This window comes from Mycobacterium mantenii (genome assembly GCF_010731775.1).
Lineage (GTDB): Bacteria > Actinomycetota > Actinomycetes > Mycobacteriales > Mycobacteriaceae > Mycobacterium > Mycobacterium mantenii.
The window spans coordinates 4435395-4447498 of the sequence record NZ_AP022590.1 but is presented as its reverse complement, the minus strand read 5'-3'; the positions used below and the strand labels follow the sequence as shown (position 1 = coordinate 4447498).

General features: G+C 64.1%; 11 protein-coding genes. 4 read left to right on the top strand and 7 right to left on the bottom strand.

Annotation, left to right across the window (positions count from 1 at the left end; all coding sequences use genetic code 11):
* Positions 1-43: 43 nt before the first annotated feature.
* The 6 genes from G6N50_RS20085 to G6N50_RS20060 form a co-directional block, all read right to left on the bottom strand.
* The gene (locus G6N50_RS20085; RefSeq protein ID WP_158086067.1) at positions 44-1039 is read right to left on the bottom strand and encodes an aminoglycoside phosphotransferase family protein; all 996 of its coding nucleotides are present in this window, start codon (positions 1037-1039) and stop codon (positions 44-46) included.
* 231 nt (positions 1040-1270) lie between these two features.
* On the bottom strand, positions 1271-2395 hold the full coding sequence (locus G6N50_RS20080; protein ID WP_083095163.1) for an acyl-CoA dehydrogenase family protein: 1125 nt from the start codon (positions 2393-2395) through the stop codon (positions 1271-1273).
* A complete protein-coding gene (locus tag G6N50_RS20075) occupies positions 2392-3681 on the bottom strand; it encodes an acyl-CoA dehydrogenase family protein (RefSeq protein ID WP_083095162.1) in 1290 nt (429 codons plus the stop codon). The genes G6N50_RS20080 and G6N50_RS20075 overlap by 4 nt, the downstream gene beginning before the upstream one ends.
* A complete protein-coding gene (locus G6N50_RS20070) occupies positions 3678-4685 on the bottom strand; it encodes an acyl-CoA dehydrogenase family protein (RefSeq protein WP_197748029.1) in 1008 nt (335 codons plus the stop codon). Before G6N50_RS20070 ends, G6N50_RS20075 begins: the two co-directional genes overlap by 4 nt.
* Entirely contained in the window at positions 4682-5863 is a 1182-nt protein-coding gene (locus G6N50_RS20065) for an acyl-CoA dehydrogenase family protein (RefSeq protein ID WP_083095161.1), read from the bottom strand. Before G6N50_RS20065 ends, G6N50_RS20070 begins: the two co-directional genes overlap by 4 nt.
* Positions 5860-6666 carry an enoyl-CoA hydratase/isomerase family protein gene (locus G6N50_RS20060; protein WP_062886280.1) on the bottom strand — a complete coding sequence of 269 codons (807 nt, stop codon included), beginning with the start codon at positions 6664-6666 and terminating at the stop codon, positions 5860-5862. Before G6N50_RS20060 ends, G6N50_RS20065 begins: the two co-directional genes overlap by 4 nt.
* 276 nt (positions 6667-6942) lie before the next feature.
* Here G6N50_RS20060 and G6N50_RS20055 point away from each other — a divergent pair, with 276 nt between their 5' ends.
* From G6N50_RS20055 to G6N50_RS20040, 4 genes are all read left to right on the top strand, one after another.
* Positions 6943-8115 (top strand): amidohydrolase family protein, encoded by a 1173-nt coding sequence (locus G6N50_RS20055; protein ID WP_083095192.1) that lies wholly within the window; start codon positions 6943-6945, stop codon positions 8113-8115.
* Positions 8116-8229: 114 nt separating this feature from the next.
* A complete protein-coding gene (locus tag G6N50_RS20050; protein WP_083095160.1) occupies positions 8230-8925 on the top strand; it encodes an SDR family oxidoreductase in 696 nt (231 codons plus the stop codon).
* A gap of 137 nt (positions 8926-9062) precedes the next feature.
* Positions 9063-9830: a CoA transferase subunit A gene (locus G6N50_RS20045; protein WP_083095159.1), complete on the top strand. Its 768-nt coding sequence runs from the start codon at positions 9063-9065 to the stop codon at positions 9828-9830.
* Positions 9827-10486, top strand: a complete 660-nt coding sequence (locus tag G6N50_RS20040; protein ID WP_083095158.1) for a 3-oxoacid CoA-transferase subunit B — start codon at positions 9827-9829, stop codon at positions 10484-10486. The genes G6N50_RS20045 and G6N50_RS20040 overlap by 4 nt, the downstream gene beginning before the upstream one ends.
* A 95-nt stretch (positions 10487-10581) precedes the next feature.
* Here the strand turns inward: G6N50_RS20040 and G6N50_RS20035 are convergent, their stop codons facing one another.
* Entirely contained in the window at positions 10582-11817 is a 1236-nt protein-coding gene (locus G6N50_RS20035) for a cytochrome P450 (protein WP_083095191.1), read from the bottom strand.
* Positions 11818-12104: the final 287 nt, after the last annotated feature.

The window sequence follows — 12104 nt, the reverse complement described above, 5'->3', positions numbered from 1 at the left end:
AATCTGTAAAGGGTTCTGCTGCTTTCACCTTTCAAGGTCGGCCTCAGAATAGATCCAGAGTTCCTAAGTCGTCCATTGCTGTACTAATACGCCGGATAAACGCGGGGGTGACATCTGCCGGTTGCATATCGGGCATGCCTGCTGTCGGTCGATACGTTATGGTCCACCAGGTCAATGATGACAGGAGCTGCTTTCGGTAATGCCTCCACGCATCATCGAAAGTTACTCCAGCAACTCCCGCCGCAGATAATTCTTCAACGTAATAGCGCACGAGGTCTTCCTCCCATGTCCTGCGATTTTCCACCGTCAGCGCAGTCGATAAGGTGTAAGCAAGATCCCGCCCCCAATGGCCGACACCGCAGCATTGCCAGTCGGCCAAACCCATTCGATCACCCGGCATTACATACCAGTTTTTGAGGTGCACATCATTGTGCGTAAAGGTTTTGGGTAGACTCTTATTCTCTGCTATTGACTCGAGAGTGGCTGGCCATATTTCTTCGAATCTTCCATACAGAGAAGGCGGGATCACTTCCTGTGCATCTAGAAAACCCTGGTTGGAGCCTTCTCTCAAACCAAAATCGAGCGTCGTTTGGAAAAAGTCAAACCAGGTAGGCAACTCGGAGAGTTCCTTATGGGCTTCGTTTCCGTCATGAAAACGTGCGTGCATTTTTGCCAGCAATAGGATCTGGCTCTCGGCACGCGCTCTGCTGATATGGGTTTCATGAGTGCAGAACGATTCAACCTCGTCACTGATGTCGCCAAGAATGAGAATCGAATTGAATGTCTCCGTGTCGAGGTTGCCGTAGTAGCAGTTCGGCGCCTCGATATCGAGCTGCGGACGTAATCTATCGTAAAAATAGATTTCTGAAGAACCGGATCCCGTGTGACCAAACCCGAGTCGGATGGCCAAGTCGTGCGAGGCCTTACAAAAAAGGCGGTTAGGCAGACCCGCACTATTGCCTGCTCGATTGTACTCGACACCAATTTTCCTGCGATTCGAAGTCCCATTATCCACGTCGCCAAGCGTGAGCGAAACCACCTTCGCTCCCGGTGCATCATGACAAAGGACTTCTGTCAGCCACCCTGGCGTAATCGCCTCATATGAGGAGGGAATATCGGAGGGGCTTCCACCGGGATGATTGGCCGCTCTTGCTCTTTGCGATAAGCTGCTGCCACCTTTGCGCCCATGTTTGGCATTATGTGCACCTCTTACTATTCGGCCGCTTATCTGTTACGACAAGACGTCGCCCCGGAGTTAGCGGCCCGCGGTTCAGATGCCGAAAGCATGTAGAACTCGTTCGTGGTAGACGGCGGGGCCGCCGAAGCACAGTTGGGATGCTTTGGCCCGCCGAAAGTACAAGTGCGCGGGGTGTTCCCAGGTGAATCCGATCCCGCCGTGCACCTGGATGTTTTCTGAGGCCACGAACATCAATGCCTCCGAGCACACCGAATGCGCGACCGCGGCAGCAATTGCCAAAGGCGGTGCGTCCGGGGCACCATCGGCGGCGTCGGCCGCCTCGGCTGCGGCAGCGTCGGCCAGTGAGACCCTGGCCAGCATGTCGGCGCACTTGTGTTTGACGGCCTGAAAGCTGCCGATCGGGCGGCCAAACTGGGTGCGCTCCCGGGCGTAGTCGGTGGCTGCCTCCAGGCAGGCGCGGGCGGCGCCGCACTGCTCGGCGGCCAACGCAGTCGTGGCCAAATCGAGCACCCGCTCGACCACAGACGCGGCCTGACCGGGTTCGCCCACCAGGACCGCCGGGGTGTGGTCGAACGAGACCGCCGCCTGGTGGCGCGTCATGTCCAGCGTGGTCATCGGCGTCCTGGTCAAATTTGCCGCCTCGGCCTCGACGGCGAACAGGCTCGGGCCGGTCTCGGTGGCGGCCACCACCAGGATCAGGTCGGCGCTCGCACCGTCTACGACGAACATCTTGCGGCCTCTGAGCGTCCAGCGGTTCTCGGCGAGGACGGCCCGGGTGTCGAGCGCGTCGGTCCGCCAGAGCCCATCGCTTTCGGCCACCGCGACGGTCGCGGTGATCGCCCCCGCGGCGATCTGCGGCAGGTACGTCGCGCACACGCCGGCGTCCCCGGCGGCGAGCAACGCCGAACTCGCCAGCACCACCGTCGAGAAGAACGGGGACGGTAGAAGGGCCCGCCCCATTTCCTCCAACACCACCCGCAACTCACGGAACCCGTACCCGTCGCCGCCGTACTCGACCGGCAGGGCCATTGACTGCACACCGAGCTGGCTGGTCAGCAGCGACCACACCAAGGGATCCCAGCCCCGGGCTGACTCCATTGCCGAACGCAACTGGTGGTCGGTGGATTTGGCGGCTAGGAAGTCGCGGACGCTGCTGCGTAGCTCGGCGAGGTCGTCTTGGCTGATGGTGTCGGTCATCGCGGGTTGTCCCTGCCTGGCGCCGGTTCCTTGGGTAGGCCCAGCACCCGCTCGCCGAGGATGTTCTTCATGATTTCCTCGGTGCCACCGAGGATCCGCAGTGCCGGCACCGACAACAGCAGCTCCGACCAGGCGTAGCTGCCCCATTCGCCGGTGTCCGCGCTGATTTTGGGGCCGAGCACCTCAGCGGCGAAATGCGCTGCCCGCGTGAGATTCTGGGCGAACATCAGCTTGGAGACCGATCCCTCGGGGCCGGGATCCTGGCCGGCTTGAAGCCTCCGCAACGCCTGGTGGTTGAGGTACTGGCTGGCGGTCAGATCGGCGAGTAGCTTGGCGAGTTCGCGTCGCAGCGCACGGTCATCGAGGCGGCCGTTGACGTCCATCAGTTTGGTCAGAAAGGGTTGCGAGAGGGCGCGGGTCACCGAGTCGGAGCCCTCACCGCCAACGGTGGCGCGTTCGTTCATCAGGGTGGTCAGCGCGACGCGCCATCCGCCGTGCACCTCGCCGAGGCGGTGATCGTCGGGGACCCGCACGTCGGTGAGGAAGACCTCGTTGAAGTCTGCGCCGCCGGTCATCTGCCGCAGTGGCCGCACCTCGACACCGGGTGCGGACATGTCCACCAGAAACGCGGTGATCCCCTTGTGCTTGGGGGCCTCAGAATCGGTGCGGCACAACGCCATCCCGATCTGCGCGTGCTGGGCGATCGACGTCCAGACCTTTTGGCCGTTGAGGACCCACTCCGCACCGTCGGGGACCGCTTTGGTCTGGACGCTGGCCAGGTCGGATCCCGCGGCGGGTTCGCTGAACAGTTGACACGCGATGACGTCGCCGGAGTACATGGCCGGTAGGTAGCGGTCCTTGATGTGGTCGCGGGCGTGCGCCAGGATCGTCGGACCGATCATGCCCAGACCGATGACCGCGAGCACACCGGTGTCAGGGACGTCGTACTGCGCTTCGACGCCGTCGTAGACCAGATCGTGGACGGCGGTCAACCCCGCGCCGCCATATTCGCGGGGACCTGTGATCCAGCCGAATCCGGCGTCGTAGCGCTGGCGCTGCCAGGCGCGGGCCGCCGCCACGTTGGCTTGATCGATCTCGCGCGGGTCGCTGCTGAAGTATGCGATCCGGTCAGGTCCGGAACCCCATTCCACCGTTGCGACTTCGTCAGGACGGCGTTGGGCGCTGCTCTGCAGGAACTGTCGCGCCGCCTCGGCGAACGAAGCCAGATCCGCTGCGGCGTTCGGCACCGTCGTCTCACCCGCGTTTGGGGTCGTTGATGCGGTCATAACAACTCGAACGCCGAATCGGTCTCCTCGCCGTCGAGCACCGCACTGCCGATCACTTCGGTCAGCGCCTGGTGTCCCCCGAGCAGCGCATCCAGCGCCGCGGCCCGCTCCACGTAGCGGTGGATGTCGCTTTCCCTGGTCAGGCCGATCGCGCCGAACACCTGAACGGCGTGGCGCATCAGAACGGCCTGGGCCTGACCGGCGCGGGTCTTGGCGACGATCGCCGCCCACGGGTCGCCGTCGCTGCCGGCGACCGCGTAGGCGTTGTCGAGTACCGACCGGGCACCGGCCATGGCGACGTAAGCTTCGGCGAGGCGGTGGCGGACCGCTTGAAACGAGCCGATCGACCTGCCGAACTGGACCCGCGCGGTCGCGTGCGCGAGCACCAATTCCAAAGCGGCCTCACACACTCCGAGGATCTCTGCCGCGAGCGCACGCCGTCCGGCCGCCACGGCACGATCCCAGGTCTTACCGGCTGGGACCGCGCCGGTGCCCGCCGGGTACGACCCGGCCACGGTCCGCCAGTCCAGGTCGCTGTCAAAGCCCCGGATCGGGCTCTGCGACACCGTGAATTCGTCAGTTCGCACCAAAAGGTATGCGACCACGCCGCCGTCGAGTGTCACCGGGATCACGGCGTCCTGTGCATCGCCGAGGGGCCCCAGGACCAACCCGCGCAGCGGCTCGTCGCGGGACAAACTGAGCAACCCATCCACCGGATGCGGGTAGATGACGGCCCGATGCTGGCCACCGGCCACCGCAGGTGGCATCTCGGCGAGCACCACGTCGTCGAGCGCGCGCGAGGTGGCCAGTGCCCGACCGTGTTCGGCGAACAGCGTCATGAGCGCGAAGGCGGGGTCCTCGGCCAGAACGTCGGCCCACCCCAAATTGGCCAGCAACGGTGCCAAGTCCTGCCCGGCGCGGCGCCGACTGAACATCTCGCGCAACGATTTGGTGATCTCGGCCCGCGTCGCAGCGTCGAAACCCGTTTCCGTGTGGACGTTCACGCGTTGGTCTCCTTGGGCAGTCCCAGCACCCGGTCGGCGATGATGCCGCGCTGCACCTCGGCGGAGCCGCCCATGATCGTCGAGGCCCTGCTGTACCACCAGTCGTCGCGCCAATGCGCGGCTGCAGGTCCGTCTCCGAACAGGAACTCGCAAGGCATCAGGTCGCGGGCCAGGTCGTGCAGCGCGGTCTCCGCCGTCGCCAACAGGATCTTGTCGACGCTGGCCTCGGGCCCCACGGCTTCACCTGCGGCAAGCCGGCGCACGGTTTGCGCGCTGCGCGCTTTGAGGGTGACGATGTCGGCGTAACACTGGCCGAGCCGGCGCACGCCGCCGTCGGGCAGTTCGGCTAGGAGGTCCCGCAGGTCCCGCAGCTTGCGTGCAGCGACCGTCGCACTCAGCCACGCGTACATCGCCCGCTCGAACTGCAACAAGAACATCGCGACCTGCCAGCCCTGCCCCTCGGCCCCGACCAGCCGTGACGCGGGCACCACGACGTCGTCGAAGAACACCTCCGACAACTCGTTTTGGCCGCTGGCCAACGTGATCGGGCGGATGGAAACCCCCGGGGTATCGGTGTCGATCATGATCATCGTCAGCCCGCGGTGGCGACTCTCCAGCGTGCCGGTCCGCAGCAGAGCGATCAGGCGGCGGGCCGTAACCCCGTGGCTGGTCCAGATCTTCTGGCCGGACACGACGTAGGTGTCACCGTCTCGGCGCGCGCGGCAGCGCAGCCCGGCGAGGTCACTGCCGGCGTCGGGCTCGGAGAACGACTGCGACCACCACTCCTCGCCTGCCAGGTAGGCCGGCAGGAATTCGGCCGCCAAGTCGGGGGCGAAATGCAACACAGCCGGCCCCAGCACCTCGAGCAGCATCTGTTGCTCGGGCACGTCGACTCCGGCGGCGCTGAGTTCGTCGTAGAGCACGGCGCGGTGTCGCTCGTCGCCACCGAAACCGCCGGCCGCCTGCGGCCAGCCGTACCTGCTCCAGCCACTGGCAAAGAGCTGCGCCATCAGCGCCGCGTGCTCGGCCATGTGATCTTCGGTCGTGGGATAGTGGGTGCCGCGCCACCGCTGCAGTGCCGGCTCGCCGCAGACGTAGCTGCGCACCGCCTGCCGGTAGGCCCAGAGGTCGTCGGTGAAGATCTGCTGCTCGGCAACACTCGACGAACCGGTCGTCATGAGGGCGATTCTGCTTTCGCTGCCCTGGCTTTCGCGCGCTCCAAGAAGTTGGTGATCAGCGCCTGATGTTCCACAGTTTCGAATGAGTCGAACTCCTCGGACAGCGCGTACTCCAGCACACCCGCGACGGCGCGTTTAATGTGCATGTTCAACGCCCGCTTGGTGCTCTGCACGGCTTGGGGCGGCAGAGTGGCGATCCGCTGTGCGACCGCCAGCGCCTCCTCCAACAGGTCAGTATCAGGCACCACTCGGTTGGCCAGACCGAGCGCCACCGCCTGCTCGGCGGGTATCCGCTCGCTGGTGAGCAGGTACTCCTTGGCCCGCAGCATGCTCATCAGCAACGGCCACGTCGGCGCTCCGCCATCGGCGGCGGTCAGACCGACACTGACATGCGGGTCGGAAATATAGGCACTCTCAGCGATGAGCACGATGTCGCTGAGCACCGCCAGATTGCAGCCCAAGCCGACTGCCGGCCCATTGACCGCGGCCACCACAGGCAACGGAAAGTCAACCATCTCCGTCAGCAGACGCCGGGCGCCGTCGATCTCGCGGCGGCGCCGCGGCCGGTCACCCCATAACTCCACGAAATGCTCGAAGTCTCCGCCGGCACTGAATGCGCGACCCGCCCCGGTCAGCACGACCGCACGGGCTTCGCCGTCTTGGGCAAGGTGACCCCACACCGACTGCAAGGCGCTGTGCAGCGCCTCGTTTGTGGCGTTCAGCGCCTCCGGCCGGTTCAAGGTGACGACACGGACCGCGCCGCGCGACTCGATCAGCAACTCGGGCTCGAAAGGATTCTGCATTGACTCCCCATCATTCGCGCATCGCGCACCCCGGCACAGCACCTGGCGGCGCCTCTCCCCGCATCGTAACCCATTCGTTGACGAGTTTGTCAAGAAATGTTGGCGCCTCTGCCGCCACCTTGAATCTGGCCGCTGTAATACCAGCTCAGTGCCCTAGACAAGCTTCTTGACGGTTTTGTCAAATCGCTCTACGCTCAGCCAGACAACGTCTAACTCGAGGTGGAATCAAGCGTGGACAACTTCCCCAACGCCCCAATTTTCGATGCCGATCAGCACATGTACGAGACACCCGACGCGCTGACCAAGCACCTGCCCGAACGATTCCGCAAGGCGGTGCAGTTCGTCCAGATCGGGCGGCACACCCGAATCTCCATCTTGGACAAGATCACCGACTTCATCCCCAACCCCACCTTTGACCGCGTCGCGGCCCCCGGAGCCCATGAGAAGTTCTACGCCGGAAACAACCCCGAGGGACTGAGCCTGCGGGAGATGACCGGAGAACCGATCGACTCGATCCCCGCCTTCCGCAACCCCGCCGCCCGGATCGACATGATGAACGCCCACGGCGTGGACGAAGCGCTGGTCTACCCGACGCTGGCTAACCTCGTCGAGCACTCGGCCGCCGAGGACCCCGAACTCGTCGTCGCGATCATCCACGCCCTCAACCAGTGGATGCTCGAAACCTGGGGCTACACCTACGACAACCGGCTCTACATGACCCCGGTCATCACCGCAGCCCTCGTCGACGACGCGCGCCGCGAGCTGGCGTACGTCCTGGAAAACGGGGCCAAAGCAGTGCTGATGAAACCGGCACCGGTGAAGGGCTACCGAGGTTGGCGCTCGCCAGCTCTTCCCGAATTCGACCCGTTCTGGAGCGACGTCGAGCAAGCCGGCATACCGGTGGTGCTGCACGCCAGCCAACCCCCACTGGACAGCTACATCAAGCGGTGGGAACCGGCAGGCTCGGGCAGCTTCTTCGAAATGGGCGCCTTCCGCTGGATAGTGCTGGGCCACCGCGAAATCTCCGACATGCTGACCAGTCTCATCTGCCACGGCACCTTGACCCGCTTCCCGAAACTACGGATCGCCAGCGTCGAGAACGGCAGCGCATGGATCCGCCAGCTGTTCGAGGACTTCGAGAGCATGTATGCCAAGATGCCCCAAGCCTTCGAAGAACACCCCCTGGAGGTGTTCCGCCGCAACATCTGGGTCAGCCCGTTCTGGGAAGGCTCCGTTGAAGACGTCGTCACCCGCGTCGGCTGGGACAGAGTGCTCTTCGGCTCCGATTACCCCCACCCCGAAGGGCTCGCCGAACCCAAGGACTACTACAGATACGCCGAAGGCATGGACGAACAGCGCACCCGAGACTTCATGGGCGACAACGCACGCCGACTCCTCGGCATCCCCATCCGAAACCCGCAACCCACCCGCACCCTCACAACCGCCTGATGTAAGTGGGCATGTCGGTCGCCTCCTGCGAGGGCTGGAACCTGCACCGGGCCAATCTCCAACCCTTGTCGTGGTTGACCCTCAACGGCAGCAACCCAGAACGGAGACGTCACAGTGAAGCAGGCACTCGTTATCGGCGCGGCGGGAGATGTCGGACGGGGGGTGGCGGGCGCACTCGCGGCGACCGGCTGGCAAGTACTCGGCGCCGGACGTTCGGCAGGAAAGCTCCGCGACGTTAGGGACGAGGTCCGCCGACTGACTCCGGATGCTCGACTGACCACCCTTGTTGGCGATTTGGCGACCGAAACTAGTACCCGAGGCCTAGCCGACGACGCCCACGCCGACCAACTCGACGCCGTGGTGACCACGATCGGCGCACCGTGGCCGGCGAAACCCCTCGCACAGTGCACCTTCGACGACATCGCTGGGTACTTTGATCGCTACTTGCGGTTGCATTTCAATGCCGCGAAAGTGTTCCTGCCGCTGCTGAAGTCGAATGCGGTGTACCTGGCGGTCGGTGGAGGAATGGCCGATGCCGTGTTTCCCCATTTGGTGCCGCTATCGATGACCCAGGCGGCCCAACGATCCCTGATACGAGGCTTCGCCAAGGAATCCCGCGGATCCGGCGTGCATATCCGAGAGCTGATGATCGCCTCCAACGTCAACGGCCGATCGACGCGCGACGTCGCCGAGCCAGACTGGCTGACCGATCAGGAAATCGGATCCCGCGCGTTGGAAATCGTCTCTGACATCGATGCGTTTCCCGGAACAATCGTCACCATCTCCCCGCAAAATCGTGTGGCTCCCTGAGGAAAATCCGCTGCACGCGCAACGCCGATGACCGGGTTGTCGAAATCGTTCCGCGGCCCTACAGCTGCGGCGATCAGCGCGGGGTTCACCGCGTAACCGGTTCGACGGGTGGATTCGATGCGCGCGAAAGGACTCTGATGAGATCGAAGGTGTACGGCTCGGCCGCGGAGGCCGTCGTGGACATCACCGACGGTGCGACCCTGGCCGTCGGAGGATTCGGCCTGTGCGGCATCCCGGACCGGCTGATCGAGGCGATCGCGCAGTCCTCCGCGACCAACCTCGAGGTCTTCTCCAACAACTGCGGAGTGGACGGTGTCGGGCTGGGCGTTCTGCTCTCCCTCGGCCGGATCCGACGCGTCACCGCCTCCTACGTCGGCGAGAACAAGGAGTTCGCCCGCCGATACCTCGCGGGCGAACTCGAGGTCGAATTGACGCCGCAGGGCACCCTGGCCGAACGCATGCGAGCCGGTGGTGCGGGCATCCCCGCGTTCTTCACGCCGGCGGGTGTGGGCAGCCCCGTATCCGACGGCGGGCTCCCTTGGCGCTACGCCGAGGACGGATCGGTCGCGGCCGCCTCGCCACCCAAAGAGATTCGCGAGTTCGGCGGCAAGCGCTACGTCCTGGAGGAGTCGATCAACGCCGACTTCGCGCTCGTGCACGCCCTGCGCGGTGACACCGACGGCAACCTCGTCTTCAACAAGACAGCGATGAACTTCAACCCACTGGCCGCCATGGCGGGACGCATCACCATCGCCGAAGTCGAAGAGCTGGTAGCACCAGGTGAGATCGACCCGGCCGCAGTGCATCTCGCCGGCGTCTTCGTCCAGCGCATCGTGCACACCGGACCACAGGACAAGAAGATCGAGAAACGCACCGTGCGCCAACCGCAAGGACCGGCCCAATGACCGACTCGACCACCACGGGTTGGAACCGCAACGAGATGGCCGCCCGCGCCGCGGCGGAAATGGTCGACGGCGAGTACGTCAACCTCGGTATCGGTCTACCGACGCTCATTCCCGGCCATCTCAGCGCCGACGTCAACGTCACCCTGCACTCCGAAAACGGCATCCTGGGGACCGGCCCCTATCCAGGAGAGGACGACGTCGACCCCGATCTGATCAACGCGGGCAAAGAGACCGTGACGGTCAATCCCGGTGCGGCGTATTTCGATTCGGCGCTCTCATTCGGGATGATCCGCGGCGGCCACATCGACACCGCGGTGCTCGGCGGCATGCAAGTGTCCAAGAACGGCGACCTGGCCAACTGGATGGTGCCCGGCAAGATGGTCAAGGGCATGGGCGGTGCGATGGACCTGGTTCACGGTGCGGCCCGGGTCATCGTCCTGATGGAGCACACCGACCGAGCGGGCAACCCGAAAATCGTCCAGACCTGCACCCTGCCGCTCACCGGTCAGGGCGTCGTCGATCGCATCGTTACCAACCTCTGCGTCATCGACGTACCAGGGGACGGCACCCTGGTGCTGCGGGAACTGGCCCCCGGCGTCACCGAGGCCGACGTCATCGCCGCAACCGGCGCCGACCTCGTGATCGACATGACCTAAAGGTGCAGTTGTCATATCGACCGGCGCGAACGCCGTCCGCAACGCCAGCGTCTGGGCGACCTGGGGCCAAACGGGCAAAGGCATTGCGGTCGAACCTAGTTCGTGTCGCCGACGCGCGGCCCCGGCGTGAACCTGACCGGCAGCTCCCGAACGGCGAAAACCTCCCCTGCGTCCTCAAACATCTTCGCCTCGCCCGCCAGTTCGAAGTCCGGCAGCCGCTGCAGCACCTGGGTCGTCATGACCTCGAACATCATCTTGGCGTAGTGCGAGCCTAAACACCGGTGCATACCCACCCCAAACGCCATGTGCTTCTTGGCATTCGGCCGGGACAGGTCAAGGGCATCGGGGTTGGCAAACATCACAGGGTCCCGGTTGGCGGCCGCCCACATCAGGATCGCGCGATCACCCTTACATAGCGGCTGGCCGAAGAACTCGGCATCACGGGAGACCGTGCGCGCCAGGCCCAGAGTCGGCGTGTACAACCGCAGCAGCTCGTCGACGGATTTCCTCACCAGGTCGGGATCGGCGATGAACTGCTGCCGCAATTCGGTGTCCGTGCACAGCCGCAACAGCACATTGCCGGTAAAGCCGCTGGTGGTATCCATGCCGCCCAGCATCATCAGCACCGTGTACATAGTGATCTGGGTATCGTCGAGCGGCTTGCCGTCGATGGTGCCGCGCAGGATGTCGCTGAACAGATCGTCACCGAGGCCCTCGGCGCGCCGCTGCCCCATGTGCGTGACGATCTCGCCGAACATCTCCATGCCAGCCACCCCGGCCTTCTCCGGGTCATGGGCGCGATCATGCACCATCGAGTGCACCCATTGCACCCATTGCGAGTGCCGCGATTCGTCGAACTTCAACAGTCGCAGGATCAGTCGCGCCGGCAGCGGCGTCGTCAACTCACCGACGAGGTCGGCGTGCCCACGCTCGATGAAGGCGTCTATCGCCTCATTGGTCATATCAACGGCCGCGTCCCGGAACCGCTCCGCAGACCCCGGAGAAAACCGTTTGAGAGTGACGTCGCGTAGCTTCTGCGTTTCCGGGGGGTCAGACTCGATCGGCAGGATCGGAAGGGGTAACTCGCTAGCCGGCACTGCGATCGAGGGGTAGGAATTGAACAGATCGTCGTCTCTGGCGGCCTCGAACACCGAGGCATAGTCCACCAGCGCCCAGAAACCCTCATAGTGGTTGGAATACGCGACCGGACAACCCGATTCGCGCATCTCTCGGAACCTGCCATGCGGGTCCTCACGAAACCCAGACGAGTGGTGATCAAGATCCACCTCGGCGCGCGGGCGTTGCTCGGCCTCGGCTTTCGTGTCGGTCATCGGCATATGTCCCATCGTTGGGCGATCTACAAACGTCTGGCGGCGCCGTCTCGCCGCATGCTAGCTTATCTCTTGACAGTTTTGTCAACTACCTAAAGTGGCGTCCGACCGGATGCGAAGAATATCGCATCATTGCCGCTGATCGGGGTTAGCGATGCTTGTTGACGTAATTGTCAAATGGTGGCGGGGACACGCCTGCGGACGTCTATATTCAGGTGACCGCAGCTCACCACAGTTGAGCCACACCACCCGCGATTGCTTGTAAAAGCCAACAAGAGGAGCCGGGA

Excerpts from the sequence above, each read along its gene's own strand:
- G6N50_RS20080 (WP_083095163.1), bottom strand. The coding sequence starts at position 2,395 with ATGACCGACACCATCAGCCAAGACGACCTCGCCGAGCTACGCAGCAGC.
- G6N50_RS20075 (WP_083095162.1), bottom strand. The coding sequence starts at position 3,681 with ATGACCGCATCAACGACCCCAAACGCGGGTGAGACGACGGTGCCGAAC.
- G6N50_RS20065 (WP_083095161.1), bottom strand. The coding sequence starts at position 5,863 with ATGACGACCGGTTCGTCGAGTGTTGCCGAGCAGCAGATCTTCACCGAC.
- G6N50_RS20060 (WP_062886280.1), bottom strand. The coding sequence starts at position 6,666 with ATGCAGAATCCTTTCGAGCCCGAGTTGCTGATCGAGTCGCGCGGCGCG.
- G6N50_RS20055 (WP_083095192.1), top strand. The coding sequence starts at position 6,943 with ATGTACGAGACACCCGACGCGCTGACCAAGCACCTGCCCGAACGATTC.
- G6N50_RS20045 (WP_083095159.1), top strand. The coding sequence starts at position 9,063 with ATGAGATCGAAGGTGTACGGCTCGGCCGCGGAGGCCGTCGTGGACATC.
- G6N50_RS20040 (WP_083095158.1), top strand. The coding sequence starts at position 9,827 with ATGACCGACTCGACCACCACGGGTTGGAACCGCAACGAGATGGCCGCC.
- G6N50_RS20035 (WP_083095191.1), bottom strand. The coding sequence starts at position 11,817 with ATGACCGACACGAAAGCCGAGGCCGAGCAACGCCCGCGCGCCGAGGTG.